This window comes from Streptomyces sp. NPDC059718 (assembly GCF_042733315.1).
Lineage (GTDB): Bacteria > Actinomycetota > Actinomycetes > Streptomycetales > Streptomycetaceae > Actinacidiphila.
In genome coordinates, this window is the sequence record NZ_JBHWGA010000007.1 from 82,401 (window position 1) to 106,887 (window position 24,487).

At 70.3% G+C, this 24,487-nt stretch carries 17 protein-coding genes; 14 read left to right on the forward strand and 3 right to left on the reverse strand.

Translation table 11 applies throughout. The features are described 5' to 3' along the window. The first annotated feature begins 245 nt into the window (after nt 1-245). The 11 genes from acnA to ACFV3E_RS10730 all read left to right on the forward strand — a co-directional run bounded on the left by acnA (nt 246) and on the right by ACFV3E_RS10730 (nt 16,849). Nucleotides 246-2,960 carry an aconitate hydratase AcnA gene (acnA, locus tag ACFV3E_RS10680; RefSeq protein WP_500534329.1) on the forward strand — a complete coding sequence of 905 codons (2,715 nt, stop codon included), beginning with the start codon at nt 246-248 and terminating at the stop codon, nt 2,958-2,960. Nucleotides 2,961-3,226: 266 nt separating this feature from the next. After that, entirely contained in the window at nt 3,227-4,621 is a 1,395-nt protein-coding gene (gene ngcE, locus ACFV3E_RS10685) for an N-acetylglucosamine/diacetylchitobiose ABC transporter substrate-binding protein (protein WP_500534453.1), read from the forward strand. Between the two features lie 102 nt (nt 4,622-4,723). Further along, the gene (locus ACFV3E_RS10690; protein WP_500534330.1) at nt 4,724-5,656 is read left to right on the forward strand and encodes a carbohydrate ABC transporter permease; all 933 of its coding nucleotides are present in this window, start codon (nt 4,724-4,726) and stop codon (nt 5,654-5,656) included. Between the two features lie 16 nt (nt 5,657-5,672). Continuing rightward, the gene (locus ACFV3E_RS10695) at nt 5,673-6,608 is read left to right on the forward strand and encodes a carbohydrate ABC transporter permease (protein WP_500534331.1); all 936 of its coding nucleotides are present in this window, start codon (nt 5,673-5,675) and stop codon (nt 6,606-6,608) included. Nucleotides 6,609-6,835: 227 nt separating this feature from the next. Then, nucleotides 6,836-8,032 carry an ROK family transcriptional regulator gene (locus ACFV3E_RS10700; protein WP_500534332.1) on the forward strand — a complete coding sequence of 399 codons (1,197 nt, stop codon included), beginning with the start codon at nt 6,836-6,838 and terminating at the stop codon, nt 8,030-8,032. Between the two features lie 146 nt (nt 8,033-8,178). Further along, nucleotides 8,179-9,282 carry a sugar ABC transporter substrate-binding protein gene (locus ACFV3E_RS10705; RefSeq protein WP_500534333.1) on the forward strand — a complete coding sequence of 368 codons (1,104 nt, stop codon included), beginning with the start codon at nt 8,179-8,181 and terminating at the stop codon, nt 9,280-9,282. A gap of 187 nt (nt 9,283-9,469) precedes the next feature. Beyond that, nucleotides 9,470-10,258, forward strand: a complete 789-nt coding sequence (locus ACFV3E_RS10710) for a sugar ABC transporter ATP-binding protein (protein WP_499514582.1) — start codon at nt 9,470-9,472, stop codon at nt 10,256-10,258. Beyond that, nucleotides 10,255-11,556: a sugar ABC transporter permease gene (locus ACFV3E_RS10715; RefSeq protein ID WP_500534334.1), complete on the forward strand. Its 1,302-nt coding sequence runs from the start codon at nt 10,255-10,257 to the stop codon at nt 11,554-11,556. Before ACFV3E_RS10710 ends, ACFV3E_RS10715 begins: the two co-directional genes overlap by 4 nt. A gap of 136 nt (nt 11,557-11,692) precedes the next feature. Next, entirely contained in the window at nt 11,693-13,621 is a 1,929-nt protein-coding gene (dxs, locus tag ACFV3E_RS10720) for a 1-deoxy-D-xylulose-5-phosphate synthase (protein ID WP_500534335.1), read from the forward strand. A 146-nt stretch (nt 13,622-13,767) separates the two neighbouring features. Beyond that, the gene (locus ACFV3E_RS10725) at nt 13,768-15,279 is read left to right on the forward strand and encodes an amino acid permease (RefSeq protein ID WP_500365501.1); all 1,512 of its coding nucleotides are present in this window, start codon (nt 13,768-13,770) and stop codon (nt 15,277-15,279) included. Between the two features lie 37 nt (nt 15,280-15,316). Beyond that, nucleotides 15,317-16,849 (forward strand): glycosyltransferase family 39 protein, encoded by a 1,533-nt coding sequence (locus ACFV3E_RS10730; RefSeq protein WP_500534336.1) that lies wholly within the window; start codon nt 15,317-15,319, stop codon nt 16,847-16,849. On the opposite strand, the gene ACFV3E_RS10735 is transcribed toward ACFV3E_RS10730, so the two are convergent. Continuing rightward, a complete protein-coding gene (locus ACFV3E_RS10735; RefSeq protein ID WP_500534337.1) occupies nt 16,850-17,257 on the reverse strand; it encodes an NTP pyrophosphohydrolase in 408 nt (135 codons plus the stop codon). Nucleotides 17,258-17,386: 129 nt separating this feature from the next. Here ACFV3E_RS10735 and ACFV3E_RS10740 point away from each other — a divergent pair, with 129 nt between their 5' ends. The 3 genes from ACFV3E_RS10740 (at nt 17,387) to ACFV3E_RS10750 (ending at nt 20,450) form a co-directional block, all read left to right on the forward strand. Next, entirely contained in the window at nt 17,387-18,124 is a 738-nt protein-coding gene (locus tag ACFV3E_RS10740) for a DsbA family protein (RefSeq protein ID WP_500534338.1), read from the forward strand. A gap of 89 nt (nt 18,125-18,213) precedes the next feature. Next, nucleotides 18,214-19,497, forward strand: a complete 1,284-nt coding sequence (locus ACFV3E_RS10745) for a peptidoglycan-binding protein (RefSeq protein ID WP_500534339.1) — start codon at nt 18,214-18,216, stop codon at nt 19,495-19,497. After that, nucleotides 19,494-20,450, forward strand: coding sequence for an SPFH domain-containing protein (locus ACFV3E_RS10750; protein WP_500534340.1), 957 nt, complete (start codon nt 19,494-19,496; stop codon nt 20,448-20,450). Before ACFV3E_RS10745 ends, ACFV3E_RS10750 begins: the two co-directional genes overlap by 4 nt. Nucleotides 20,451-20,513: 63 nt before the next feature. Here ACFV3E_RS10750 and ACFV3E_RS10755 read toward each other — a convergent pair whose 3' ends face one another. Together ACFV3E_RS10755 and ACFV3E_RS10760 are read right to left on the reverse strand one after the other, a co-directional pair. Then, complete coding sequence (locus ACFV3E_RS10755; RefSeq protein WP_500534341.1) at nt 20,514-22,652, reverse strand: 3-hydroxyacyl-CoA dehydrogenase NAD-binding domain-containing protein; 2,139 nt, start codon at nt 22,650-22,652, stop codon at nt 20,514-20,516. Beyond that, on the reverse strand, nt 22,649-23,869 hold the full coding sequence (locus ACFV3E_RS10760) for a thiolase family protein (protein WP_500534342.1): 1,221 nt from the start codon (nt 23,867-23,869) through the stop codon (nt 22,649-22,651). The genes ACFV3E_RS10755 and ACFV3E_RS10760 overlap by 4 nt, the downstream gene beginning before the upstream one ends. Nucleotides 23,870-24,487: the final 618 nt, after the last annotated feature.

Consider the following 24,487-nt stretch of genomic DNA (forward strand, 5'->3'; position numbering starts at 1 on the left):
CCCTGGCGGGGCGGGACGGGCCCCCGGCGGCATGGGGAAGGGGCGTGATGCCGCACACGGGCGGCCCAGCGCATGACCCGGCAGCGGTGATGTATTAGAGTTATCTCGACATCGAGATATCTGCCAAGGCGCACCGCTGCCGCCAGAGGTAAGGCTCACCTTACTTAGCCTTACCTTAGCGGATCGGCCAGGGGTCGAAGCGGCAGCATTGCGGTGGTACGCGCAAAGTTACGAAGGAGACTGTCGTGTCGGCGAACAGCTTCGACGCCCGCAGCACCCTGCAGGTGGGCGACGAGTCGTACGAGATCTTCCGGCTGGACAAGGTCGAGGGCTCCGCGCGCCTCCCTTACAGCCTGAAGGTGCTGCTGGAGAACCTGCTCCGCACCGAGGACGGCGCCAACATCACGGCCGACCACATCCGTGCGCTCGGCGGCTGGGACTCCCAGGCCCAGCCGAGCCAGGAGATCCAGTTCACGCCGGCCCGCGTGATCATGCAGGACTTCACCGGTGTGCCGTGCGTGGTGGACCTCGCCACCATGCGCGAGGCCGTCAAGGAGCTGGGCGGCGACCCGTCCCGCATCAACCCGCTGGCCCCGGCCGAGCTGGTCATCGACCACTCGGTCATCGCCGACAAGTTCGGCACCCCGGACTCCTTCGCGCAGAACGTGGAGCTGGAGTACGGCCGCAACAAGGAGCGCTACCAGTTCCTGCGCTGGGGCCAGACCGCGTTCGACGAGTTCAAGGTCGTCCCGCCGGGCACCGGCATCGTCCACCAGGTGAACATCGAGCACCTGGCCCGCACCGTCATGGTCCGGGGCGGCCAGGCCTACCCCGACACCCTCGTCGGCACCGACTCGCACACCACCATGGTCAACGGCCTCGGCGTGCTGGGCTGGGGCGTCGGCGGCATCGAGGCCGAGGCCGCCATGCTCGGCCAGCCGGTCTCCATGCTGATCCCGCGCGTCGTCGGCTTCAAGCTGACCGGCGAGCTCCCCACCGGCACCACCGCGACCGACCTCGTGCTGACCATCACCGAGATGCTGCGCAAGCACGGTGTCGTCGGCAAGTTCGTCGAGTTCTACGGCGAGGGCGTCTCCGCCACCTCGCTCGCCAACCGCGCCACCATCGGCAACATGTCGCCGGAGTTCGGCTCCACCGCGGCGATCTTCCCGATCGATGCGGAGACCATTAACTACCTGAAGCTGACCGGCCGTTCGGAGCAGCAGCTCGCGCTCGTCGAGGCGTACGCCAAGGAGCAGGGCCTGTGGCTGGACCCGGCCGCCGAGCCGGACTTCTCCGAGAAGCTGGAGCTGGACCTCTCCACGGTCGTACCCTCCATCGCCGGCCCCAAGCGCCCGCAGGACCGCATCGTCCTCGCAGGTGCCGCCGAGCAGTTCAAGAGCGACGTGCGCAACTACGTCGACACCGCGGACGAGTCGGGGAAGGAGTCCTTCCCGGCCTCCGACTCCCCGGCCGCCACCAACGGCGTCCCGACCCGCCCGACCCTGGTGACGGCTCCCGACGGGTCCACGTACGAGATCGACCACGGCGCCGTCACCGTCGCCGCGATCACCTCCTGCACCAACACCTCGAACCCGTACGTCATGGTCGCCGCCGCCCTGGTGGCCAAGAAGGCGGTCGAGAAGGGCCTGACCCGCAAGCCGTGGGTGAAGACCACGCTCGCCCCGGGCTCCAAGGTCGTCATGGACTACTACGACCGCGCCGGCCTCACCCCGTACCTGGACAAGATGGGCTTCAACCTGGTCGGGTACGGCTGCACCACCTGCATCGGCAACTCCGGCCCGCTGCCGGACGAGGTCTCCAAGGCCGTCAACGAGCACGACCTGGCCGTCACCTCGGTGCTGTCGGGCAACCGCAACTTCGAGGGCCGGATCAACCCGGACGTCAAGATGAACTACCTGGCGTCCCCGCCGCTGGTCGTCGCGTACGCCATCGCCGGTTCCATGAAGGTGGACATCACCAGGGACGCCATCGGCACCGACACCGAGGGCAAGCCGGTCTACCTGCAGGACATCTGGCCGTCCGAGCAGGAGGTCAACGAGGTCGTCGCCGCCGCGATCGGCCAGGACATGTTCGCCTCCTCCTACCAGGACGTCTTCGCCGGCGACGCCCAGTGGCAGTCGCTGCCGATCCCGACCGGCAACACCTTCGAGTGGGACCCGCAGTCGACCTACGTCCGCAAGCCCCCGTACTTCGAGGGCATGAAGGACCAGCCGGACCCGGTCACCGACATCTCCGGTGCCCGCGTGCTGGCCAAGCTGGGCGACTCGGTCACCACCGACCACATCTCCCCGGCCGGTGCGATCAAGGCCGACACCCCGGCCGGCACGTACCTCACCGAGCACGGTGTGGAGCGTCGTGACTTCAACTCCTACGGCTCCCGCCGCGGCAACCACGAGGTCATGATCCGCGGCACCTTCGCCAACATCCGCCTGCGCAACCAGATCGCGCCGGGCACCGAGGGCGGTTACACCCGCGACTTCACCGCCGACGGCGGCCCGGTGTCGTTCATCTACGACGCCTCCCAGAACTACCAGGCCGCCGGCATCCCGCTGGTCGTCCTGGCGGGCAAGGAGTACGGCTCCGGCTCGTCCCGCGACTGGGCCGCGAAGGGCACCGCGCTGCTGGGCGTCAAGGCCGTCATCGCCGAGTCGTACGAGCGCATCCACCGCTCGAACCTGATCGGCATGGGCGTCCTGCCGCTGCAGTTCCCCGAGGGCGCCTCGGCGGCCTCGCTGGGCCTGACCGGTGAGGAGACCTTCTCGTTCACCGGCATCACCGAGCTCAACGACGGCACCACGCCGCGCACCGTCAAGGTGACGACCGACACCGGCGTCGAGTTCGACGCCGTGGTCCGCATCGACACCCCCGGTGAGGCGGACTACTACCGCAACGGCGGCATCATGCAGTACGTCCTGCGCTCCCTGATCCGCAAGTAGGGATCACCGCGTCCGGACCCGGTGAACGGGCCCGCACCCCTGCCGGGGGTGCGGGCCCGTTCGCGTTACCGGCAGGTCTCAACTAGGGAAAGCTGTCCGTCAAAAGCGCGCATGACCTTGCCCACCTCGCGGGAAGTGGACTATACCTGTCGGCGTCCAGGAGGCCCGCTGAACGCGGGCTTGCGCGGGGGGAACAACGGGTGCGTGGCCCGTGCACAGATTCAACTCCGCACCGCATGGGTCCTGGAGAAGGTGAGGACTTGAGCATGAGATCCGACGTCAACCGGCGCGATCTGATCAAGCGGGCTGCAGCGGTGGGCCTGTTGGCCGCTCCGGCCGCGGGTCTGCTGAGTGCCTGTGCGTCCAGCGGCAGCGGCAACGACAAGACCAGCGAGAAGGGCGAGAAGTCCAAGGACAACCCCTTCGGCGTGGCCAACGACGCCCCTCTGGACGTCGTGATCTTCAAGGGCGGCTACGGCGACGCGTACGCCATCGAGTTCGAGAAGATCTACAAGAAGAAGTTCTCCGGGTCGAAGGTCAGCCACCTCGGCACCCAGGAGATCACCGGAAAGCTCCAGCCCCGCTTCAACGCCGGCAACCCGCCGGACGTCGTCGACGACTCCGGCGCCCAGCAGATCAAGCTGGACGTGCTCTACAAGAGCGGCCAGCTCACCGACCTCACCCCGCTCCTCGACGCGCCCTACATCGACGACCCGAGCAAGAAGATCAGGGACGTCCTGCAGCCCGGCACCGTCGAGATCGGCAGTTTCGACGACGGCAAGATGTACCAGCTGTCCTACATCTACACCGTCTGGGGCCTGTGGTACTCCGGCAAGCTCTTCAAGGAGAAGGGCTGGACCGCGCCGAAGACCTGGTCCGACTTCATGTCCCTCTCCGAGGAGATCAAGAAGTCGGGCATGGCGCCCTTCTGCCACCAGGGCAAGTACCCGTACTACATCAACATCGTGGTCATGGACCTGATCGCCAAGCACGGCGGCCCCGACCTGGTGAAGCGGATCGACAGCCTCGACCCGACGGTGTGGGACGAGCCCGCCGCCAAGGCGGCCGTCGAGGCCGTCTACCAGATCGCCGACAAGGGCTACCTGCTCCCCGGCACCAACGGCATGACCCACATCGAGTCGCAGACCGCCTGGAACGAGGGCAAGGCCGCCTTCATCCCCTGCGGTTCGTGGCTGGAGAACGAGCAGCTGAAGGCCACCCCCGCGGACTTCGAGATGACCTTCCTGCCGATCCCCTCGCTGGACGGCGACAAGCTGCCCTTCGAGGCGATCCGGGCCGGCGCCGGTGAGCCCTTCATCGTCCCGAAGAAGGCCAAGAACCAGGCCGGCGGCCTGGAGTTCCTGCGGACGATGCTCACCAAGGAAGCCTCGAGCAAGTTCGCCCAGACGGCCAACTCGCTGACCGTGCTCAAGGACGGCGTCGGCTCCGACGTCCAGCTGCGCCCGGGCACCAAGTCCACCGTCACGGCGCTCACCGCGGCCGGCGGCAACGTCTTCAACTACAACTACATCAACACGCAGAGCGCCTTCGACACGGACGTGCAGAACGCCAGTGCCGAGTTGATGGCCAAGCGCATCAAGCCCGCCGACTGGCTCAAGCGGGTCAAGGCGGCGGCCGAGAAGGCCAAGAAGGGCTCTTAGTACCGACCGGCCCTTGCGCACCGGGGCCCCGGTGCCCCCTGATGGTCCAGGGGGCGTTCGGGGCCCCGGTGCGACGGTCTACCCGATGGCAGGAGCATCGCCATGCGTTACCGCAAGTACCCGTTCATCGCGGGATTCCTCTTCATTCCGGTCGTGCTCTACGTCGTCTTCGTGATCTGGCCGTACCTGCAGACGTTCGGGTATTCCCTGACGGACTGGTCCGGGCAGTCCCAGGAGATGCACTTCGTCGGCCTGGAGAATTACACGAAGCTCTTCGGGGACCACGTCTTCCTGCAGGCGCTCCGGCACAACGTGCTGCTGCTGGTCTTCCTGCCGGTGGTCACGATCCTGCTGGCGCTCTTCTTCGCCTTCATGCTCAACGTGGGCGGCCGCGGCGGCACCACGGGCGTCCGGGGAGTACACGGATCCGCCTTCTACAAGGTGATCTTCTTCTTCCCCCAGGTGCTTTCCGTCGCCATTCTCGTCGTGCTCTTCCAGGCGGTCTACCGCAGTGACGGAAGCGGCCTGCTGAACGGCATCCTGATCAAACTGCACCTCGAGGACCCACAGGCCCCGATCGAATGGCTGAACAGTCCCAACCTGGTGATGTGGTGCCTTCTCGGCGTGCAGATCTGGGCCGGTGTCGGTTTCTACCTGGTGCTGTTCTCGGCGGCCATGCAGTCCGTTCCCAAGGACATCTACGAGGCCGCCCTGCTGGACGGCGCCGGCCGCTTGCAGACCTTCTTCAAGGTGACCCTTCCGCTCCTGTGGGACAGCGTGCAGACGGCCTGGGTGTACCTCGCCATCGCCGCCATGGACTTCTTCGTACTGGCCTCGGTCCTCACTCCGGGATCGAACTTCGGCGGCGGTCCCGACTACCACGGTGAGGTCATGGCGACCTACCTGATGCGCAACTTCCTCACCTTCGGAAAGAGCGGCTACGCCTGTGCGATGGGCGTCGTCATCCTCTTCCTCACCCTGATCCTTTCCGCCGTCGCGCTGCGGGTCTCCCGCCGCGATCGCATCGAGTACTGAGCGGGGAGCGCATCCCATGGCCACTCCCATCAAGCAGCCCACCCCGGTGCCGGTCTTCAAGGGGCAGCCCACCACCATCGGCAGCAAGAAGACGGAACGGGAACGCTTCGCCGACGGCGGCGCGACGCTCAACGTCTTCTCGCACGGTTTCCTGGTCCTGTGGGGCGTGCTGATCCTCCTGCCCCTGGGCTGGATCGTCCTCGGGTCCTTCAAGAACAATTCCGAGATCGGCGGGAGCGCCTGGTCCTGGCCTTCGCACTGGTCCTTCGACGCGTTCTCCCGGGCCTGGGAGAAGGGCATCGGCGACTTCTTCGTGAACACGGTGATCGTGCTGGTGTTCTCGGTGCCGCTGACGATGCTGCTCGGGTCGATGACGGCGTACGTGCTGGCGCGCTACGAGTTCCCCGGCAACCGGATCATCTTCTACCTGTTCGTCGGCGGCGCGATGTTCCCGGTGTACCTCGCCCTCGTGCCGTTGTTCTTCATGGTCAGCAACCTGGGCATGCTCAACACCTACCAGGGCCTGATCCTGGTCTACGTCGCCTACTCGCTGCCCTTCACCGTCTTCTTCATGCACTCCTTCTTCAGGACCCTGCCCACGGCGGTGCACGAGGCGGCCATGATCGACGGCTGCTCCCACTCCCGGGCCTTCTTCCAGGTGATGCTGCCGATGGCGAAGCCGGGCCTGATCAGCGTGGGCATCTTCAACGTGCTGGGCCAGTGGAACCAGTACATCCTGCCGATGACCCTGCAGCAGCAGCAGTCCAGCAGCGACCCGGACCGCTCGATGCTGGCCCAGGGCCTGGTGAACCTGGCGCAGCAGCAGGGGTACTCCGGTGACTACCCGGCGCTCTTCGCGGGCATGACCATCGCGATGCTGCCGGTGCTCGTGGTCTACCTCTCCTTCCAGCGGCAGGTGCAGGCGGGTCTGACGGCCGGCACCTTGAAGTAATCGGAAGGTCACTCCACGTGGCCGACGCCCGGCCGCCCGGACGTCGGAGCGGAAGCGGTCCCGCCGTATGCGGGGCCGCTTCTGGATTTTTTGGGTCATTACGTCAGCGGTCTGGTTCTGCCCCTTGACGGGAAGCGGGCCTAAAGGCTTGCTTAGAGTTCACATGTTGTAGACGACGGGGTCTCATCGGCGTGGCTCCCGTCCGGTTCGGCAGGAGTGGAATGGTCGTGGAGACTCCGGGGTCCCAGTCGTCGCTGCACCGGGCCAACCTCGAGCGGGTGGTCCGCGCCGTACGGCTGGCGGGTTCGCTGACGCAGGCGGAGATCGCCCGTACGACGGGGCTGTCCGCGGCGACGGTCTCCAACATCGTCCGCGAGTTGCGCGACAACGGGACCGTGCAGGTCACGCCCACCTCCTCGGGAGGCCGCCGGGCCCGCGCGGTGGCGCTGTCCGGCGACGCGGGCGTCGTCGTGGGCGTCGACTTCGGGCACTCCCACCTGCGCGTCGCGGTCGGCAACCTGGCCCACCAGGTGCTGGCCGAGCAGTCCGAGCCGATCGACGTGGACGCCTCGGCCTCCGAGGGCTTCGACCGGGCCGAGCAGCTCGTCGCGCGGCTGATCGAGTCGAGCGGCATCGACGCCGACAAGGTGATCGGCGTCGGCCTCGGCGTCCCGGGCCCGATCGACGTGGAGACCGGCGCGCTGGGGTCCACCGCCATCCTGCCGGGGTGGGGCGGCATCAACCCGCGCCAGGAACTGGCCGAGCGGCTGCGCATGCCGGTCCAGGTGGACAACGACGCGAACCTCGGTGCCCTCGGGGAGCTGGTCTGGGGCGGCGGCCGGGGCGTGAAGGACCTGGCGTACATCAAGGTGGCCAGCGGCGTCGGCGCCGGGCTGGTGATCAACGGCCGCATCTACCGCGGCCCCGGCGGCACCGCGGGCGAGATCGGTCACATCACGCTGGACGAGTCCGGCCCGGTCTGCCGCTGCGGCAACCGCGGCTGCCTGGAGACCTTCACCGCCGCCCGTTACGTGCTGGACCTGCTGCGCGGCAGCCACGGCCCCGACCTGACCCTGGCGCGCATGGTGCAGCTGGCCAGGGAGGGCGACCCCGGCTGCCGCCGGGTGATCGCGGACGTCGGCCGGCACATCGGCATGGGTGTCGCCAGCCTCGCCAACCTCTTGAACCCGAGCCGGGTGGTGCTCGGCGGTGATCTCGCGGAGGCCGGGGAGCTGGTCCTGGCGCCCATCAGGGAGTCGGTGGCGCGGTACGCGATCCCCAGCGCGGCCCGTAGGCTTTCGGTGGTCTCAGGGGGCCTCGGGGCCCGTGCGGAGGTCCTGGGCGCACTGGCGCTGGCCCTCAGTGAAGTGGGCGATTCATCCCTTTTGGATGCTAACGTTCCCGCGGCGGTTGCTGTGCCGTAGAGATCACTCTGCGTTCATCTAGATAACGAAACGCACCGTTGCCATCTCGTTAAGTATTTACTTCTTGACGTCAAGGCTGTTGCCGAGTTGACTCACGCTCACCTCGGCCGCAGTCTCTTGCGGCCCTGTCAGGGAGGCAACCCCACATGAACGCAATGATGCGTCGCGTCGTGATCGGCACCGCGGCCGTCTCCATGGCCCTTTCCGTTGCTGCGTGCGGCAAGGCCGGTGACGACAAGGCGGACGGCGGCAGCAGCAGCGCCGGCAGCAAGAGCAAGACCATCGGTCTGCTGCTCCCCGACAGCGTCACCGCGCGCTACGACAAGTTCGACAAGCCGCTGTTCGAGGCCAAGGTCAAGGAACTGTGCGCGGACTGCGACGTTCAGTACGCGAACGCCGCGGGTGACTCCGGCAAGCAGGCCCAGCAGGTCAGCACCATGATCACCAAGGGTGTCAAGGTGATCGTGATCAGCGCCCAGGACGCCGCTGCCATCAAGTCCTCCGTCCAGGCCGCCGTCGACAAGGGCATCAAGGTCATCGCGTACGACCGTCTGGCCCAGGGCCCGGTCTCCGCGTACGTCTCCTTCGACAACGAGAAGGTCGGCGAGCTGCAGGGCCAGGCGCTCCTCGACGCGCTGGGCGACAAGGCCAAGCCCTCGGCGAACGTCGTCATGATCAACGGTGACGACGCCGACCCGAACGCCGCGCTGTTCAAGGCCGGTGCCCACAAGGTCCTCGACGGCAAGGTCAAGATCGCCTACGAGCAGAGCGGTCTGTGGAAGGACACCGTCGCCAACCAGAAGGTGACGGCGGCCATCACCCAGATCGGCGCCAAGAAGATCGCGGGCGTCTACGCCGCGAACGACGGCATGGCCGGCGGTATCGCCACCGCCCTCAAGGGCGCCGGCATCAGCGGCATCCCGCTGACCGGCCAGGACGCCGAACTCGCGGGCATCCAGCGGATCATCGCGGGCAGCCAGTCCAGCACGGTCTACAAGGCGTTCAAGCCCGAGGCCGACGCCGCCGCCCAGCTCGCGGTGAACCTGGTCGAGGGCAAGGCCATCGACTCGCTGGCCACCACCTCGCTGACCAGCGGTTCCGGTGACAAGGTCCCGTCGCAGCTGCTGACCCCGGTCTCGGTCACCAAGGCCAACGTCAAGGACACGGTCGTCGCCGACAAGCTGTGGTCCGTCGAGGAGATCTGCACGGCCGAGTTCGCCAAGGCCTGCAAGGCCGCCGGCCTCCAGTAACACGGCAGGCCCTCCCTCCGGAGGCCGCCACGCGAACCTGTCCGGTGCCCGCCCCGTCCAACAGACCCCGCTGACGGGGCGGGCGCCGGACAGACAGTCCGTTCCAGTTCATGTAAAGCTGTGCAGTTTGCACAAAACTCCGCGCCCCTCCAAGCGCGGCATCCCCGCCGGTCAGGCGGCGAAGGAGATGGTTCACGTGTCCGCTACGCCCGTGCTGGCGTTGCGCGGAGTCTCCAAGCGATTCGGTGCGGTCCAAGCACTCACCGATGTCGACCTGGAGGTTCACGCCGGAGAAGTCGTCGCGCTCGTAGGCGACAACGGCGCAGGGAAGTCGACCCTGGTCAAGACGATCGCCGGTGTGCACCCCATCGATGACGGCGTCATCGAGTGGGAAGGCAAGCCGGTCAACATCAACCGGCCGCACGACGCCCAGGGTTTGGGCGTCGCCACCGTCTACCAGGACCTCGCGCTGTGCGACAACCTCGATGTCGTCGCCAACCTCTACCTCGGCAGCGAGATCAAGCGCGCCGGTGTGATCGACGAGGTCATGATGGAGAAGCGGTCCCGGGAGCTGCTCAGCACGCTGTCGATCCGCATCCCCAGCGTCCGCATCCCGATCGCCAGCCTCTCGGGTGGTCAGCGTCAGGTCGTCGCGATCGCGCGCGCCCTGATCGGTGACCCCAAGCTGGTCATCCTCGACGAGCCCACCGCCGCCCTCGGTGTCGAGCAGACCGCCCAGGTGCTCGACCTGGTCGAGCGGCTGCGTGAGCGCGGCCTCGCCGTCATCCTCATCAGCCACAACATGGTCGACGTCAAGGCCGTCGCCGACAAGGTGGCGGTACTGCGGCTCGGCCGCAACAACGGCGTCTTCGACGTCAAGAGCACGTCCCAGGAAGACATCATCTCCGCCATCACCGGTGCCACGGACAATGCCGTGACCCGCCGTCAGGGGCGGCGCACGGAGGCTGCAAAGTGAGCGACACGTCGAAGACCGTAAAGCAGGACGAGGTGGCAGCGGCGGTCGAGGACGCGTCCTCGGCGGCGGTGCCCGTGGTCGACCCGCGCCTGCTCGTCCGTGAAGAGGGCTTCAAGGGCTACCTCACCGAGTTCAAGCGCAAGGTGCGCGGCGGTGAGCTCGGCTCGCTGCCGGTCATCATCGGCCTGATCATCATCTGGACCATCTTCCAGACCCAGTCGAGCAACTTCCTGAGCGCCGGCAACCTGGCCAACATCGGCTTCTTCCTGGCCGCCACGGGCATGCTCGCCATCGGTCTGGTCTTCGTACTGCTGCTCGGTGAGATCGACCTGTCGGTCGGTTCGGTCAGCGGTCTGGCCTCGGCCGTCTTCGCCATCTTCGTCACGAACCACGGGATGAACCCGTGGCTGGCCATGATCCTGGCCGTCGTCACCGGCATCCTCATCGGTGCCCTGCACGGCTGGTTCTTCGCGAAGATCGGCGTCCCCGCGTTCGTCGTCACCCTGGCCGGCTTCCTCGGCTGGAACGGCCTGATGCTGCAGCTGCTCGGCGACAGCGGAAGCCTCTCGATCCCGGACGACGGCCCGCTGCACATCCTGGGCCAGCGTTCCTTCTTCATGGACCAGGACATCTCCGGCGCCTACCTGCTGGCCGGCCTCGGCACCGTGGCCATGCTGGCGGGCTCGCTGATCGAGCAGCGGCGGCGTCGCGCGGCCGGCGTCCCGTTCCGGCCCACCGGCGAGATCGCGTTCCGCGTGGGCGCCCTGGCGGTCGTCTCCTTCGTCGCCGCGTACGTCCTGAACCAGGCGAGCGGCGTGCCCAACGCGCTGGTCGTCTTCCTGGCGGCCCTGGTCGTCACGGACTTCGTGCTCCGGCGCACCTCGTACGGCCGCAAGGTGTTCGCGGTCGGCGGCGGCATCGAGGCCGCCCGTCGTGCCGGCATCAACGTCGCCATGGTCCGCATCTCGGTGTTCGCCATCTCCGGCGGCTTCGCGGCGCTCGGCGGTCTGTTCTTCGCCGCGCAGACCTTCACGGCGACCCTGGGCGCCGGCGGCGGCAACACCCTGATGCTGGCCATCGCGGCCGCGGTCATCGGTGGCACCAGCCTCTTCGGCGGCCGCGGAAACGTTTGGTCCGCGCTGCTCGGCATGCTGGTCATCCAGTCCATCCAGACCGGCCTGGACCTGCTCAACATGAACACCGCGCTCCAGTACATGATCACCGCCGCGGTGCTGCTCGCCGCCGTGGTCATCGACTCGGTGTCCCGCAAGAGCCAGAAGGCCGCGGGCCGCGGCTGAGGGTCCGCACCGCACCAGTGGCGTGACGTGCCCGGCGCAGGGAAGATCATCCCAGCGCCGGGCACGGGTGTGTGCGGAGCTGAAAACGCGAACACATACACTCGGGAAACCGGCAAGCGACAACAAGGAGGCACGGGTGGCTCTGCTGACCCGTATCAAGGGACCGCGCGACCTCGACCGGCTCAGCCCGGAGCAGCTGGTCGAGCTGGCAGGCGAGATCCGTACCTTCCTGGTCGACGAGGTCTCCAAGACGGGCGGGCACCTGGGACCGAACCTGGGTGTCGTCGAACTGACCATCGCGCTCCACCGTGTCTTCGACTCGCCGCAGGACAAGGTGCTGTGGGACACCGGGCACCAGTCCTACGTCCACAAGCTGCTCACCGGCCGTCAGGACTTCTCCAAGCTCAAGAGCAAGGGGGGCCTGTCCGGCTATCCTTCGCGCGCCGAGTCCGAGCACGACGTCATCGAGAACAGCCACGCCTCCACGGTGCTCGGCTGGGCCGACGGCCTGGCCAAGGCCAACGAGCAGCTGGGCAAGCGCGACCACACCGTCGCCGTCATCGGTGACGGCGCGCTGACCGGCGGCATGGCCTGGGAGGCGCTGAACAACATCGCCACCGCCAAGGACCGCCCGCTGGTCATCGTCGTCAACGACAACGAGCGCTCCTACGCCCCCACCATCGGCGGCCTCGCCAACCACCTCGCCACGCTGCGCACCACCGACGGCTACGAGCGCTTCCTCACCCGCACCAAGGAACTGCTGGAGCGCACCCCGGTCATCGGCCAGCCGCTGTACGAGACCCTGCACGGCGCCAAGAAGGGCTTCAAGGACTTCATCGCCCCGCAGGGCATGTTCGAGGACCTGGGCCTGAAGTACGTCGGCCCGATCGACGGCCACGACATCGCCGCCCTGGAGTCCGCGCTGCAGCGCGCCAAGCGCTTCGGCGGCCCGGTCATCGTCCACTGCCTGACGGAGAAGGGCCGCGGCTACACCCCCGCGCTGCAGGACGAGGCCGACCGCTTCCACGCCGTCGGCAAGATCCACCCCGACACCGGCCTGCCGATCGCGGCCTCCGGCGCCGACTGGACCTCGGTCTTCGGCGAGGAGATGGTCAAGCTCGGCAGGGAGCGCAAGGACATCGTGGCCATCACCGCCGCGATGCTCCAGCCCGTGGGCCTGGACAAGTTCGCCAAGGCGTTCCCCGACCGCGTCTACGACGTCGGGATCGCCGAGCAGCACGCGGTGGTGTCCGCGGCGGGCCTGGCGACCGGCGGCCTGCACCCGGTGGTCGCCGTCTACGCGACCTTCCTCAACCGCGCCTTCGACCAGGTCCTGATGGACGTCGCGCTGCACAAGTGCGGCGTCACCTTCGTGCTGGACCGCGCCGGCATCACCGGCACCGACGGCGCCTCGCACAACGGCATGTGGGACATGTCGATCCTGCAGGTCGTCCCGGGCGTGCGGATCGCCGCCCCGCGCGACGCCGACCAGGTGCGCGCCCAGCTCCGCGAGGCCGTCGAGGTGTCGGACGCCCCGACCGTGGTCCGCTACTCCAAGGGCGCGGTCGGCCCGGCGGTCAAGGCCGTCGGCAAGGTCGGCGGCATGGACGTGCTGCGTCAGGCCGAGCCCCAGGGCGACGACGCCAAGCCGGACGTCCTGCTGGTCTCCGTCGGCGCGCTCGCCCCGATGTGCCTGGAGATCGCCGACCTGCTCGACGCCCAGGGCATCACCACCACCGTCGTCGACCCCCGCTGGGTCAAGCCCGTCGACGCGGCCCTGCCCGGTCTCGCGGCCGGCCACCGGGTCGTCGTCACCGTCGAGGACAACGGGCGCGTCGGCGGTGTCGGCTCCGCCGTCGCCCAGGCGCTGCGCGACGCCGGCGTGGACGTGCCGCTGCGCGACTTCGGCATCCCGCAGGAGTTCCTCGACCACGCCAGCCGCAAGGAGGTCATGGCCGAGATCGGTCTGACCGCCCCGGACATCGCGCGCCAGGTGACCGGCCTCGTCAGCCGGCTCGGGGACCGCTACGCCGACGAGCCCGCGCCCCAGGTCGCGGGCGACTGAGGCCGCTCCCCGTCCATCGCACCACCGGGCCGGGCGACACCCCAATGGGTGATCGCCCGGCCCTTCTGCTGATGTGTAGGCGCGCCAGATCCGGTCACAAGCATCTGCGGGTGCTGTGATGCAGGAACAACTGTGGAGGTGCGCCGGTGGACGTGGGCGGTAACGCGGCGAAGGGTCGGAGCGGTTTCTTCCGTACCAAATCGGTCGAGGACTCCCTGCGGGACACCCAGGAGCCCGAGCACGCGCTCAAGAAGTCGCTGTCCGCCCTCGACCTCACGGTCTTCGGTGTCGGCGTCGTCATCGGCACCGGCATCTTCGTCCTCACGGGCAAGGTTGCGAAGGAGAACGCGGGCCCTGCGGTCGCGCTGTCCTTCGTCGCCGCGGGCGTCGTGTGCGCGCTCGCCGCCCTGTGCTACGCGGAGTTCGCCTCCACCGTGCCGGTGGCCGGATCCGCGTACACCTTCTCCTTCGCGACCCTCGGCGAACTGCCCGCCTGGATCATCGGCTGGGACCTCGTGCTGGAACTGGCGCTGGGCTGCGCCGTGGTCGCCGTCGGATGGTCAGGCTACCTGCGCTCCATCATGGACAACTGGGGCTGGCACCTGCCGTCCGTGCTGTCCGGCGGCGAACAGAGCGGCTTCCACTTCGACCTGCTGGCCTTCCTGCTGGTGGCCGTGCTCACCGCCGTCCTGGTCGCCGGGATGAAGCTGTCGGCCCGGGTCACCTCCGTGGTGGTCGCCATCAAGGTCACCGTGGTGCTGATCGTCATCATCGTGGGCGCGTTCTTCATCAAGAGCCACAACTACACCCCGTTCGTCCCGCCCGCCGTGCCGTCCGAGGGGGCGGAGGCCGGCATCAAGGCCCCGCTCATCCAGCTGATCTCGGGCTTCACACCGTCCCAGTTCGGCGTCATGGGCATCTTCACCGCGGCGGCCGTGGTCTTCTTCGCGTACATCGGCTTCGACATCGTCGCCACCGCCGCCGAGGAGACCAGGAACCCGCAGCGGGACGTGCCGCGCGGCATCCTCGGCTCGCTGATCATCTGCACCGTGCTCTACGTCGCCGTCTCCATCGTCGTCACCGGCATGCAGCACTACACCCGGTTGACGGTGGACGCGCCGCTGGCCGACGCCTTCAAGGCGGTGGGCCACCCCTTCTGGGCCGGGCTGATCGCCTTCGGCGCGGTGGTGGGCCTGACGACGGTCTGCATGATCCTGCTGCTCGGGCAGAGCCGGGTGTTCTTCGCGATGAGCCGCGACGGGCTGCTGCCGCGCTTCTTCTCCCGGGTGCACCCCACCCGGGGCACGCCCTACCGCTCGACGATCCTGCTCGGCGGCATCGTGGCGATCGTCGCCGGCTTCACGACCATCGAGGAACTGGCCGAGCTGGTGAACATCGGCACCCTCTTCGCGTTCATCGTCGTCGCCATCGGCGTCGTGGTGCTGCGCCGTACCCGCCCCGACCTGCCGCGTGCCTTCCGCACCCCGCTCGTGCCGTGGCTGCCCGCGGTGTCGGTGCTCGCCACGCTGTGGCTGATGCTCAACCTCCCCGCCGAGACCTGGCTGCGGTTCGCCATCTGGATGGCCCTCGGCTTCCTCGTCTACTTCCTCTACGGCTACCGGCACAGCCGGGTCCGCACACCGGCCCGGCAGGGGTGAGCTGACGCACACCGAGGGCGCCCGGTACGTTGGGCGCGTGCCGACCCGCCCCGAGACCGCCCGCGCCGCCGCGCCCGCGCTCCCGGACCGGCGGGCGGACGGCGCCCCGTCCCGGACGCCCTCGCCGTTCACCCGGTTCTCGTGGCCCGTGCTGCTCCCGCTGCTGACGCTGGTGGCGGCGCTGGTCCATCTGCCCTCCTTCGTACGCCCCGTCTGGAACCCCGACGAGGGGTTCCTCGCGACCCAGGCGCGCGTGCTCGCCTCCGGAGGCGTCCTCTACGACACCGTCGTGGACCGCAAGCCCCCGCTGCTGCCGTGGCTCTACGAGGGGGTGTTCGCGCTCTTCGGCGACGGCTCGCTCCGGCCCGTGCGGGCAGCGGCCGTCGTCGCGCACGTGGTGACCGCGGCGCTGCTCGTCGCCCTCGCCCGGCGCCGCTGGGGCGACCGGTGGGGCGCGGCCGCCGGGTTCGGCTACCTGCTGCTGTCGGTGGGGCTGGCGCCCGAGGACACGCAGGCGGCGTCCTTCGAGGTCTTCACCCTGCCGTGGACGGTCGCCGCCGTGCTGTGCGCCGACCGCGGGCGTTGGGGCGCGGCCGGGGTGGCGGTGGCCGGGGCGGCGCTGACCAAGCAGACCGGCGCGGTGGTGCTCCTCCCGGTGGTCTGGATGCTGTGGCGGGCCCGGCGGGGGAGTACGTCCGCCTCCGCGTCCGCTGGAGCGTGGGCCCGGTTGGCGGCGGGGTGCGCGCTGCCCGTCGTGGCCGTGGCCCTGGCGACCGGTGCGGGGCGCTTCGTCTTCTGGACGGTCACCGGCTCCGGGGCCTACATGTCACCCGAGGGAGCCTGGCTGCTCGCGGCCGGGCGGGGGCTCGGCAACGCCGCGATCCTCACGGCGGCCGGGGCGGGGCTGGTGCTGCCGGCCGTCCGGCTCGCCGCGCGCCGGAGGGCCGGCGCCGGGGCCGAGTTGTGGATCTGGCTCGGCGCGGCCGCCGTCGCCGTCGTGGCGGGCTTCCAGTTCTACGGCCACTACTACCTGCAACTGCTGCCCCCGCTCACGCTCGTCGGGGTGGCCGCGCTGCGCCGGCTGCCCGCGCGCGGTCCGGCCCGAAGGGCGGCCGCGGTCTGGACGGTGCTGGCGGCGGCCGTGTTCACCGGCTGGGGCTTCGCGGCCCCACGCGCCGAACTCGACCACGCCCGGGCCGTCGCCGCCGCGATCCGCGCCCACACCGACGCGGACGGGACCGTCCTGGTGTGGGGCATGCACCCGGAGCAGTACTGGCTCTCCGGGCGCGCACCGGCCGGCCGGTTCCTCACCGCGGGATTCCTCACCAACTTCAGCGGCGGCCGCGGCGGGGCCCGGGTCGGCGAGGAGTACGCCGTACCGGGCGCCTGGGCGGCCTTCCGCCGCGAGTTCTCCGCCGCGCCCCCGGCCGTCGTGGTCGACGACTCGCGGGACGCCCCCTACGGCGCGGCGCATGTGCCCGGTCTGCGCCGCCTGCTCGACCGGGGCGGCTACGAGCGCGTCGCCACCGCGGACGGCGCGGTGCTGTACGCCCGGCCGCCCGGCCGGTAGTCAGGCACGCACCGACCGCGGCCCCGCGACGGCCGCGCCGTGGGCGGTCACCCGGCGGCGCAGCTCGCGGTCGGCCGTCACTACCAGGCACGGCAGCTCCGCCGGACGGCCCGCGACGAGTTCGGCGATGAGGTCGTCACCGCTGCCGGGCGCCGCCTCGACCCGTACCCCCGGCACGGGTGTCACCCCCCGGGCCGCGCCCTCCACGACGAGCACGACGTCGAGCGGCGCCCGCCGGGCCCATTCCGGCACGTCCGCCCGCTCCGGGAGCCCGGTACCGGCCAGCCCGGCGAGGGCGTCCCGCAGGCGCTCCGTCGCTCCGTGCCGGTCCCGCCACCACCCGTCGGGGACGGACCCCACGGTGTTGGCGGCGTCGACCACGACCAGGGGCGCGCTCCCACCGTTCACCGGCCCACCCTGTCACAACCGGCCCGGGGACGGGTGGCCTGCTCGGTGACCGGCCGGCAGGGCAGGTGCATCGGGCGGAGGCCGTACCCTCCCACGGGGCGTGTTCGTACGCGGTGGTAGAAAGTCCCGGTGAAGCAGACGAAGTCCAAGCGCTGGCAGTCCTACGCCGGGACGGTGATCGTCCTGGGCGTGGTGTTCGGGGGTTCGGCCGTCCTCGGGGCGCATGTGCGCAGTGAGAAGCAGCACGAGGTCAAGGTACCGGCCGGCGCCTCGGGCGAGGAACAGCTGGCGGTGCCGGTCAAGCCGACGAAGCTGCCGGTGACGCTGACCGTGTACGAGGACCTGCGCAGCCCGGAGTCGAAGGCCTTCGCCGCCGAGTACGGGGACACCCTCGCGAAGCTGGTCGCCACCGGTCAGGTGGGGATCGACTACCGCCTGGTGACGCCGACCGACACCGCGGACGGCGGCACCGGCTCCCTGGCCGCCGCCAACGCGGCCGCGTGCGCCCAGGACGTGGGCCGGTTCCAGGAGTACGTCGCGCAGGTGTGGGACGCCCAGCCCGCCGACGCCTCGGAGGACCCGTTCACCAGTGACACGTTCCTGAAGGGCCTGGCCAAGAAGGCCGGCGACGTGGACGAGACGCACTTCGTCCCGTGCGTCCAGGGCGGGGACCACGACGGGTGGGTGCGGCGCTCCCAGGAGGAGTTCGCCGCGGCCGGGTTCACCTCCGCGCCGGTCGTGCAGGTGAACGGCGAGACCGTCACCGACCCTTCGGGTGGCGCGTCCGGGCTCACTCCCGAGAGGCTGACGCAGCTGGTCGACAAGGCCGTCGCCGAGGTCGTGAACAGCACCATCGCGACAGGCTGACCACATCACCCGCTGTCATTCCATCAGATTTATGTGGAAATCGGGTAATAAGGGCATGTGGCACTCGATCGTGAGGAGTGGTGGTGCGCATGTCCACACCGGTGTTCGACGAGGTCGGGCCGCAGCCGGGCTGCGTCTGTGAGGACTGCGCACGGCGGCGGCTGATCCGGGCGGCGACCCGCGCCACGCCCCCGTGCGCGCCACCGGCCGCCGCTCCCGCCGCGCTGGTCCTCCTGGCCACGGCCGGCGCGGCCGTCATGGCGCCCGCCGCCGTGGCGGCCCCCGCGGAGGACGCCGGCCAGGCCGCGTCCGCGGGCCTGACCGAGCAGGCGCAGCCCGACCGGATCGGCGCCGTGGCCCCGCTCCGGCTGACCCGCGATCAGATCCTGGAGCGGGCCCAGCGCTGGATCGACGCCCGCGTCCCGTACGACATGCGCCGCCGCTGGCGGGACGGCTACCGGCAGGACTGCTCCGGATTCGTCTCCATGGCCTGGGGCCTGGGCAGCAGCCAGTGGACCGGCACGCTGCCGCGCTTCGCGGAACGGATCGGCCGCGGCGATCTCGAACCCGGCGACATCCTGCTCTTCCACAACCCCCGCGACCCCGTCGACGGCTCCCACGTCACGATCTTCGGGGGCTGGGCGAACGCCGCGCACAACCGCTACGTGGCCTACGAGGAGACCCGGCCGCGCGCCCGGGTGCGCACGACCCCGTACGCCTACTGGGACCATTCCAAGCGCTACGTCCCCTACCGCTACAAGTACCTGAGCGGCGAGGGCTACGACGACTTCTACGACGACCTCTACGGGGACCTCGACCTCGGTGACCTGGCCTCCGGCTACCCGGGGAGCGTGTCCTTCGGCCCCGGCGCCTCCAACGGCTACGTCACCCGGCTCGGCCGGATGCTGCGGAAGCGGGGCGCGGGCGCGTACTACCACGACGGTCCGGGACCCCGCTGGAGCGACGCCGACCGCGAGGCCACCCGCGCCTTCCAGCGCGCCCAGGGCTGGAAGGGCGACCAGGCCGACGGCTTCCCGGGCCCCCTGACGTGGCGATACCTGACCGAGGGCGGCGGGTCCGACGTCGGCGGCGGCCGCTCGCTGGCGCCCCCGGCCCGCCCGGCACACCTGGCCCAGCCGGCCTACCCGGGCCTCGGGGGCTTCCGGCCCGGCCAGTCGGGCCCGCACGTGCTCGCGCTGGGACGGCGGCTGGCCGCCAAGGGCTTCGGCCGGTTCTACGCGAAGGGGCCCGGCCCCGGCTGGGGCGAGGCCGACCGGCGCGCGGTGGAGGCCTTCCAGCGGTCCCAGGGCTGGTCGGGCAGCCAGGCGGACGGCTACCCGGGTCCCGAGACGTGGAGGCGGCTCTTCTCATGACGATCACCCCCCAGGGGAGCCGGGCCGAACGTCCCGTCCCCGCCCAGGCCCCCACCGCCCACGGCACCCCCGGCCAGGCCGGTGCGGCGCCGCTGCCCGAGATCGCCGAGCGTCCGGGACGCTGCCTTCCCGGCGGCCTCGCCGTTCTCACGGCTCTGGCGGCGGCCGGCGGCACGGCGGCGCTCGTGCTGGGCCCCATCGGGACGTCCCCGGCCGTCCGCGGCGGCGCCGTGGCCGTCCTCGTGGCGCTCACGGCCCTGACCGCGCTGGGCCTCGCCCGGGGCCGCCCCGGCTCCGTGTGGATGCTCACCCGGCACGGCGCCTACCACGGCACCGTCCGCCGCACCGGACTGCTGTGGATCAGCCCGCTGCTCGTCCGCCGCCGCATCGACACCAGCCTGCGCCACTGGCGCAGCAGCCCCATCGAGGCCACCGACGCGGGCGGCACCCCGCTGCAGATCACGGTCCTGGTGGTGTGGCGGGTCCGCGACACCGCGCGGGCCACCTTCGGCGTCCACGACCACGTCCGCTACCTGCGCGAACAGGTCGAGGCCGCGGTCGCCCGCTGCGTGTCCCGGCTGCCCGCCGACGACTTCCACGGCCCCGGTCCCACGCTCCGCGCCACCGACCGTCTCGCGGACGACCTCACCCGGATCCTCGTCCGGGACCTGCGGCCGGTCGGCGTCGAGGTGTTCTCCGCCCAGCCCGTCCGCGTCGACTACGCCCCCGCCGTGGCCTCCGCCATGCGCCGCGCCCAACTGGCGGCGCTCGACGCCCGCCACCGCCGGGCCGCCCTCGACGACGCCCTCACCGCCGTCGGCGAGACCGTACGGGGCCTGCTCGAGCGCGGCCTGGTCGACCTCGACGACTACGAACGCAAGGCCCTCGTACGGGACCTGACGGTCGCCTACTGCACCGCACACGTCCCCGACGGCGGCGCGCAGGCCTCCTGAGCCGCGTACGCGGAAGGGGCCCCCGCCGGACGGCGGGGGCCCCTTCCGCGTACGCAGCCGGCGTTACGCCGGGACGGAGGCCACGCCCGGGGCCAGGAACGGCTTGCCGTTCACCCGCTCCGAGACGCCCTCACGGTCCAGGTACGGCGTGATGCCGCCCAGGTGGAAGGGCCAGCCGGCACCGGTGATCAGGCACAGGTCGATGTCCTGCGCCTCGGCGACGACGCCCTCCTCCAGCATGATCCCGATCTCCTGCGCGACGGCGTCCAGGACGCGGGCGCGCACCTGCTCCTCCGTCAGGACGCTGTCACCCTGCACCAGGAGCGCGGCGACCTCGGGGTCCAGCTCCGGCTTGAAGCCGTTCTCGGCGGAGTAGACGTAGAAGCCGCGCTTGCCCGCCTTGACGACGGCCGCGAGGTTCGGGGAGACCGTGAAGCGGTCCGGGAAGGCGCGGTTGAGCGTCTCGGAGACGTGCAGACCGATCGCCGGGCCGACCAGCTCCAGCAGCACCAGCGGGGACATCGGCAGGCCGAGCGGCTCGATGGCCTTCTCCGCCGTCTCCACCGGGGTGCCCTCGTCGATGACGTTCTGGATCTCGCCCATGAAGCGGGTGAGGATGCGGTTGACGACGAACGCCGGGGCGTCCTTGGTCAGCACCGCGGTCTTCTTCAGCTTCTTCGCCACGGCGAACGCGGTGGCCAGCGACGCGTCGTCGGTCTGCTCGCCGCGCACGATCTCCAGCAGCGGCAGCACCGCGACCGGGTTGAAGAAGTGGAAGCCGACCACCCGCTCCGGGTGCTCCAGCTTCGACGCCATCTCGGATACCGAGAGGGAAGAGGTGTTGGTGGCCAGGATCGCCCCCGGCTTCACCACCGCCTCGACCTCGGCGAACACCTGCTGCTTGACGCCGATCTCCTCGAAGACCGCCTCGATGACGAAGTCCGCGTCGCCGAAGGCGGCGGCCTTGTCGAGGGAGCCGGACACCAGGCCCTTGAGGCGGTTCGCCTTGTCCTGGTTGACCCGGCCCTTGAGCAGCAGCTTGTCGATCTCGCCGTGGACGTAGCCGACGCCCTTGTCCACGCGCTCCTGGTCGATGTCGGTGAGGACCACCGGCACCTCCAGACGGCGCGCGAAGAGCAGCGCCAGCTGCGAGGCCATCAGACCGGCGCCGACGACGCCCACCTTGGTGACCGGGCGGGCCAGGTTCTTGTCCGGGGCACCGGCCGGGCGCTTGCCGCGCTTCTGCACCAGGTTGAAGGCGTAGATGCCGGAGCGCAGCTCGCCGCCCATGATGAGGTCCGCCAGGGCCTCGTCCTCGGCGTCGAAACCGGCGGACAGGTCACCGTCCTTGGCGGCGGCGATGATGTCCAGCGCGCGGTACGCGGCCGGGGCGGCGCCGTGCACCTTGGAGTCGGCGAAGGCGCGGCCCTTGGCGACGGCCTCGTCCCACGCCGCGCCACGGTCCACCTCGGGGCGGACGATCTGGATCTCGCCCTTGAGGACGGCGGCGGTCCACGAGAGCGACTGCTCCAGGAAGTCCGCGCCGTCGAACAGCGCGTCGGCGATGCCCAGGTCGTAGACCTGACCGCCCTTCAGCTGCTTGTTCTGGTTGAGCGAGTTCTCGATGATGACGCTCACCGCGCGCTCGGCGCCGATGAGGTTCGGCAGCAGCGCGCAGCCGCCCCAGCCCGGGACCAGGCCCAGGAAGACCTCGGGGAGGGAGAACGCCGGGATGGCCGAGGAGACGGTGCGGTAGCTGCAGTGCAGGCCGACCTCGACGCCGCCGCCCATGGCCGCGCCGTTGTAGTAGGCGAAGGTGGGGACCGCGAGGGACTGCAGACGGCGGAAGACGTCGTGGCCGCCCTTGCCGATCGCCAGCGCGTCCTCACGCCGCTTCAGCAGCTCGACGCCCTTGAGGTCGGCGCCGACCGCGAAGATGAACGGCTTGCCGGTGATGCCGACACCGACGATCCCGCCGTCCGCGGCCTCCTTCTCGACCTGGTCGAGGGCGGCGCTCAGGTTCGCCAGCGACTGCGGTCCGAAGGTGGTCGGCTTGGTGTGGTCCAGGCCGTTGTCCAGGGTGATGAGCGCGAAACGCCCGGCGCCCTGGGGGAGGTCGAGGTGGCGCACCTGCGCCTGCGTCACGACCTCGTCCGGGAACAGCTCGGCCGCTCCCTTGAGGAGCTCGGCGGTGGTGGTCACTTGCTGCCTCCGTCGAAGTGCGGGTTCTCCCAGATCACGGTGCCGCCCATGCCGAAGCCCACGCACATGGTGGTCAGGCCGTAGCGGACGTGCGGCTGCTCCTCGAACTGGCGGGCCAGCTGCGTCATCAGACGGACGCCGGAGGAAGCGAGCGGGTGGCCGAACGCGATGGCGCCACCGTACTGGTTGACGCGTGCGTCGTCGTCGGCGATGCCGTAGTGGTCGAGGAACGACAGCACCTGCACGGCGAACGCCTCGTTGACCTCGAACAGGCCGATGTCGGAGATCGACAGGCCCGCCTTGGCGAGTGCCTTCTCCGTCGCCGGGATCGGGCCGACGCCCATCACCTCGGGCTCGACGCCCACGAAGGCGTAGGAGACCAGGCGCATCTTCACCGGGAGCTGCAGCTCCCGGGCGACGTCCTCGGCGGCGATCAGGGAGGCGGTGGCACCGTCGTTCAGCCCCGCCGAGTTGCCCGCGGTCACGTTGCCGTGGGCGCGGAACGGGGTCTTCAGGCCGGCCAGGTTCTCCAGCGTGGTGCCCGGGCGCATCGGCTCGTCCGTCGTCGCCAGGCCCCAGCCGGTCTCGCCGCCCTCGGGGGAGGTGCGGCGCACCGAGATGGGCACCAGGTCCTGCTGGATCTTGCCGTTCGCGTACGCCTTCGCGGCCTTCTCCTGGCTGCGCACCGCGTACTCGTCGGCGCGCTGCCTGGTCAGGTGGGGGAAGCGGTCGTGCAGGTTCTCCGCCGTCATGCCCATGAACAGCGCGGAGTCGTCGACCAGCTTCTCCGACACGAAGCGCGGGTTCGGGTCCACGCCCTCGCCCATCGGGTGCCGGCCCATGTGCTCCACGCCGCCCGCGACCGCCACGTCGTACGCCCCGAAGGCGACGCCGCCGGCGACGCTGGTCACCGCGGTCATCGCGCCCGCGCACATGCGGTCGATGGAGAAACCGGGCACCGACTTGGGCAGCCCCGCCAGGATCGCGGCCGTACGGCCCAGGGTCAGGCCCTGGTCGCCGATCTGGGTGGTCGCGGCGATGGCGACCTCGTCGATGAGCTCCGGGGAGAGCGCGGGGTTGCGCCGCAGCAGCTCCCGGATGGACTTGATGACCAGGTCGTCGGCACGGGTCTCGTGGTAGATGCCCTTCGGGCCCGCCTTGCCGAACGGGGTGCGGACGCCGTCGACGAAGACGACGTCCCTAGCGGTACGAGGCACGTTGGCTCTCCTCAAGATGCGGGTTCGCTTGCCGCGGGCAGAAGACGGCGGCTCCGCCGTACATGCTACTCGCGGGTAACCGATGTGCACAGTGCGGGTGTGCGGGGTCACACGTTCGGTCTTCCTCCGGGGTTCCCGCGTGCGGCCGTTCGTGCTTGCCGTGGGGTTTCTTCCCCGCCCTCCCGCCCTCCCCCAGCCTTCGGCCGGGGGGACCCCCATCCGGCGCGGTCAGTGCGGGCCTGCGCATCGTTGGGTTGGGTTGGGGTCGGGGCCGCGCCGGCGCACTCCCCCAGCCTTCGGCCGGGGGGACCCCCACAGCGCTCGCGGTTTGGCCCTACATCGTTGGGCGCCGCGTTCGCCGCTCGTCTCCCCCAGCCTTCGGCCGGGGGGACCCCCATGGGCGCACCCCGCCACACCCCCTCCCGTCGTATGGGCGACTGACGGCCGGTGGGGGTTCAGTGGGGCACTTGCGGCGGCCCCGGACCGCCGTCTCAGCCACCCTCCGGCCGTTGGTCGCCCGCGATAGGGAGGGGGCGGGGGAGTTGGGGGCACCCCCGGCCGAAGGCTGGGGGAGGGCGGGCGGCGGGGAAACCGCCCGCCGCAGGCGCGAACAACCCG